The sequence below is a fragment of the Corallococcus sp. AB049A genome, assembly GCF_003668885.1.
Lineage (GTDB): Bacteria > Myxococcota > Myxococcia > Myxococcales > Myxococcaceae > Corallococcus > Corallococcus interemptor.
Genome location: NZ_RAWL01000649.1, coordinates 1 through 3,260 on the forward strand (window position 1 = coordinate 1; position 3,260 = coordinate 3,260).

A 3,260-nucleotide genomic window follows, 5' to 3' on the forward strand; every position below is an offset into this window, starting at 1 on the left:
CCGCAAGGCCTGCAAACCCCCACCTGCGCCCCGCTCCCCCGCTCCCTCGTGGATCACAACTTTTGGACCGCAGCATTTTTGACACCCTGAAAGGGCGTGTGCGATAAACCCCGGTCAAGCCTTTTCTCACCACCGCACAAGGAGTGGCAGGCGATGTTCACGGGCGTGAAGGTCTTCTCCGCGACGAAGGCCAAGGAGCGGGAAGAGTTGGGTGAGAACGTCACCCGCTGGATCAAGAGCAACGCGGACCTGGAGATCGTGGACCGGGTCGTGTGCCAGTCATCCGACAACGAGTTCCACTGCTACACGCTGGTGCTCTTCTACAAGCACGCGAAGCCGCCGGCCTGACCGCGGCGCCCTTCCCTGGCTTTCCATCCGGGCCCGACCTCTTCCGGACACGCGCCTCTTCCGGCGCGTGCGGGGAGGCCGGGCCTTTCCGTTTCCCTATGTTATGGTCCGCGCCGTGGCGCGCTTCGGGGACGACAGCGGGGAGGAAGACCGGCAGCTGCGCACGGACGCCCTGCCGGCGATGCGCTCGGCGCGCGTGCGGGTGCGGCTGGTGGTGCTGAACGGCCCGGACGCGGGACAGAGCTACCCCTTGGCGCCCGGACGCTACCGGGTGGGCGCGGACGCAAGCTCCGACGTGGTGCTCGCGGACCGGGCCGTCTCTCGCAGCCACCTCCTCCTGGACGTGCGCGAGGACAGCATCCAGGCGGTGGACGTGGGCTCGCGCAACGGCTCGTTCTGCGAGGGCATGCGCTTCACCACCCTGGAGGTGCGCCCCGGCGCGGTGCTCACGCTGGGCACCACGGAGCTGAAGCTCGTCCCGGAGTCGGAGAAGGCGCACGCCCTGCCCCTGTCCAACCGCGAACGGTTCGGCAACCTGGTGGGCCAGAGCCGCCGGATGCGCGAAGTGTTCACCCTGCTGGAGCGCGTGGCCCAGGGCGAGTCCGACGTGCTCATCCAGGGCGAGACGGGCACCGGCAAGGAGCTGTGCGCGGAAGGGCTGCACACGCACGGCGGGCGCTCCAAGGGGCCCTTCGTCATCGTGGACCTGGCGGGCGTGGCGCCGCAGCTGTTGGAGTCGGAGCTGTTCGGCCACGTGAAGGGGGCCTTCACCGGCGCGCAGGCGGACCGCGCGGGTGCCTTCGAGCGCGCGCACGGGGGCACCCTCTTCCTGGACGAGGTGGGCGAGCTGCCCCTGGAGGTGCAGCCCCGGCTGCTTCGCGCGCTGGAGCGCCGGCAGGTGAAGCGGGTGGGCGCCAACGACTACCGCTCGGTGAACGTGCGGGTGGTGGCGGCCACGCACCAGGACCTGGAGGGCGCGGTGAAGACGAACCGCTTCCGGGGCGACCTGTTCCACCGGCTCGCGGTGCTGCGCGTGGCGCTGCCGCCCCTGCGCGAGCGGCCGGAGGACATCCCGCTGCTCATCGACACCGTGCTGGAGCGCATGGGCAAGCCGCCGAGTGCGCTATCGGACCAGACGCGCGCCCTGCTCGCCCAGTACCCGTGGCCGGGCAACGTGCGCGAATTGCGCAACGTGGTGGACCGGGTGGTGAGCCTGGGCGAGTCCGCGCTGCCGGACCTGCCGGACACCCCGCCCGCGCGCCCCCGGCTGTCGCCGGAGCTGAGCCCGGAGGACACGGTGCCGCTGGCGCTGGAGCTGCCCTTCAAGGAAGCGAAGGAGCGCCTCATCGAAGGCTTCGAGCGCGACTACCTTCGCACGCTCCTGGAGCGGTGCGGCGGCAACGTCTCCAAGGCCTCGCGCGAGGCGGGCATCGACCGCGTCTACCTGCGAAAGCTGCTGCGCAAGCACGGCCTGGTGACCGGTCCGGACTGACAGCGGTCCCCTGCCCCCACCCGGAGTCATGGCCCTCGTGGGCCGGGTGACACTGGCGTGGACCTGTCTGCCGGGGGTGGTTGTCGGCCCGGCTTTCCTCCCCATCTTGGGAGCACCAACGCTCGCGAGGTGGGTGCCATGCGCCAGGGATGGGGGAGGCGGCTGTTTGCCGGAGTTCTGGTTGGGGGGCTCGTGCTGGTCACCAGCGCGTGCCAGTCGCGGGACGGGGCCGTCTCCGAGAGCGGCATGGTGCCGCGCTTCGCGGTGTTCCAGCCCGCGGCGCAGGTGCCCACGGACGAAGGCACCGGAGGAAGCGGGAGCGTGGGCGAGGCGGTGGCCCAGGACGTTCCGGACTTCTACGGCGCGGTGACCATTTCAGGCACCCGGGGCTTCACGGTGCGCGACGACGACGGCGTGGAGCGCCCGTTCGTGGTGGCGCCGTCCACGCGCATCCTGCGCGACGGCAAGCGCGTGGCCCGCGCCCAGCTGCAGCCGGGCGTGCTGGTGCACACGACCTACGGCGAGCGGCTGGGAACGTGGGTGGCCACCGACGTGGAGATCTACTCCGGCACGCCGTCGCGCGACCTGACGGCGGCGGCGACGGCGGCCCCGGTGAAGCGCTGATTCAGTAGACGGCGAGCGCCTGCGGCAGGTGGTAGCTGACGATGGTGAGCACGGGGATCTTCGGACCCTCGTCCTCGTCGTCGTTCGTCATGCCGGAGGTGACGCGCAGGCCGTCGAAGCGCGCGAGGATGACGTAGTCGCGGCGGGTCTCCAGGAACGGATCCGGCGCGGCCAGCCGCCCCAGGGCCTCGCGGCCCGTCTCGTCGGAGATGTTGTCGTAGGTGCGCTCGGAGGCGGACTGGGTGGTGCTCTCGCGGGTGAAGATGGAGCCGCCCACGCGGCCCTCTCCCGTGAGCGCCGTGCGTCCGCCCAGGTCCCCGGAGGACTCCATCGCGGTGTCGGTGTTGTAGGCGACGCCGACCTCGCGGCGGGAGGCCACGGACTGCAGGCCCTGCTCCACCAGCCACAGCGTGGGGCGCTCCCCTTCCGAGCGCTGGTCCGCCACCTGCGCGCGCAACAGCACGTAGCGGCCGCGGTAGGTGTCCGGCTGGGCGATGGCGGACGCGAGCGAGAAGATGGGCACCTTGCGCGCGTGCAGCAGGCGCAGCTCGCCGTCCACGCTGCCGCCGCGCTGGGCCACCACGCGGGCGATGAGGTTGGCGGCGTCCGGGCGCACGCGCAGATCCTCCGTCCACGCGCTGCCCAGCACGGCGCCCAGCTGGGTGAAGCCGGGGGCCTCGGCGCAGACCTTCAGGGCCAGCCAGGCGTCGTCGCGGTTGGTGGCCTGGAGCCTGCGGGCGGCGGCCTCGCAGGCAGCGGGCGTGGGGTAGCGGGCGAGGAACGCGCGGGCGTCATG

At 71.8% G+C, this 3,260-nt stretch carries 4 protein-coding genes; 3 read left to right on the plus strand and 1 reads right to left on the minus strand.

The features are described 5' to 3' along the window. Positions 1-153: 153 nt before the first annotated feature. From D7X55_RS37760 to D7X55_RS37770, 3 genes are all read left to right on the plus strand, one after another. Complete coding sequence (locus tag D7X55_RS37760; RefSeq protein ID WP_014397120.1) at positions 154-348, plus strand: hypothetical protein; 195 nt, start codon at positions 154-156, stop codon at positions 346-348. Positions 349-451: 103 nt separating this feature from the next. Continuing rightward, positions 452-1,840 (plus strand): sigma 54-interacting transcriptional regulator, encoded by a 1,389-nt coding sequence (locus D7X55_RS37765; protein ID WP_120549779.1) that lies wholly within the window; start codon positions 452-454, stop codon positions 1,838-1,840. Positions 1,841-2,032: 192 nt separating this feature from the next. Continuing rightward, positions 2,033-2,464 (plus strand): hypothetical protein, encoded by a 432-nt coding sequence (locus D7X55_RS37770; protein WP_120549778.1) that lies wholly within the window; start codon positions 2,033-2,035, stop codon positions 2,462-2,464. Between the two features lies 1 nt (position 2,465). Here D7X55_RS37770 and D7X55_RS37775 read toward each other — a convergent pair. After that, positions 2,466-3,260: hypothetical protein (locus D7X55_RS37775; RefSeq protein WP_121725564.1), on the minus strand; the 795-nt coding region annotated here is incomplete at its 5' end.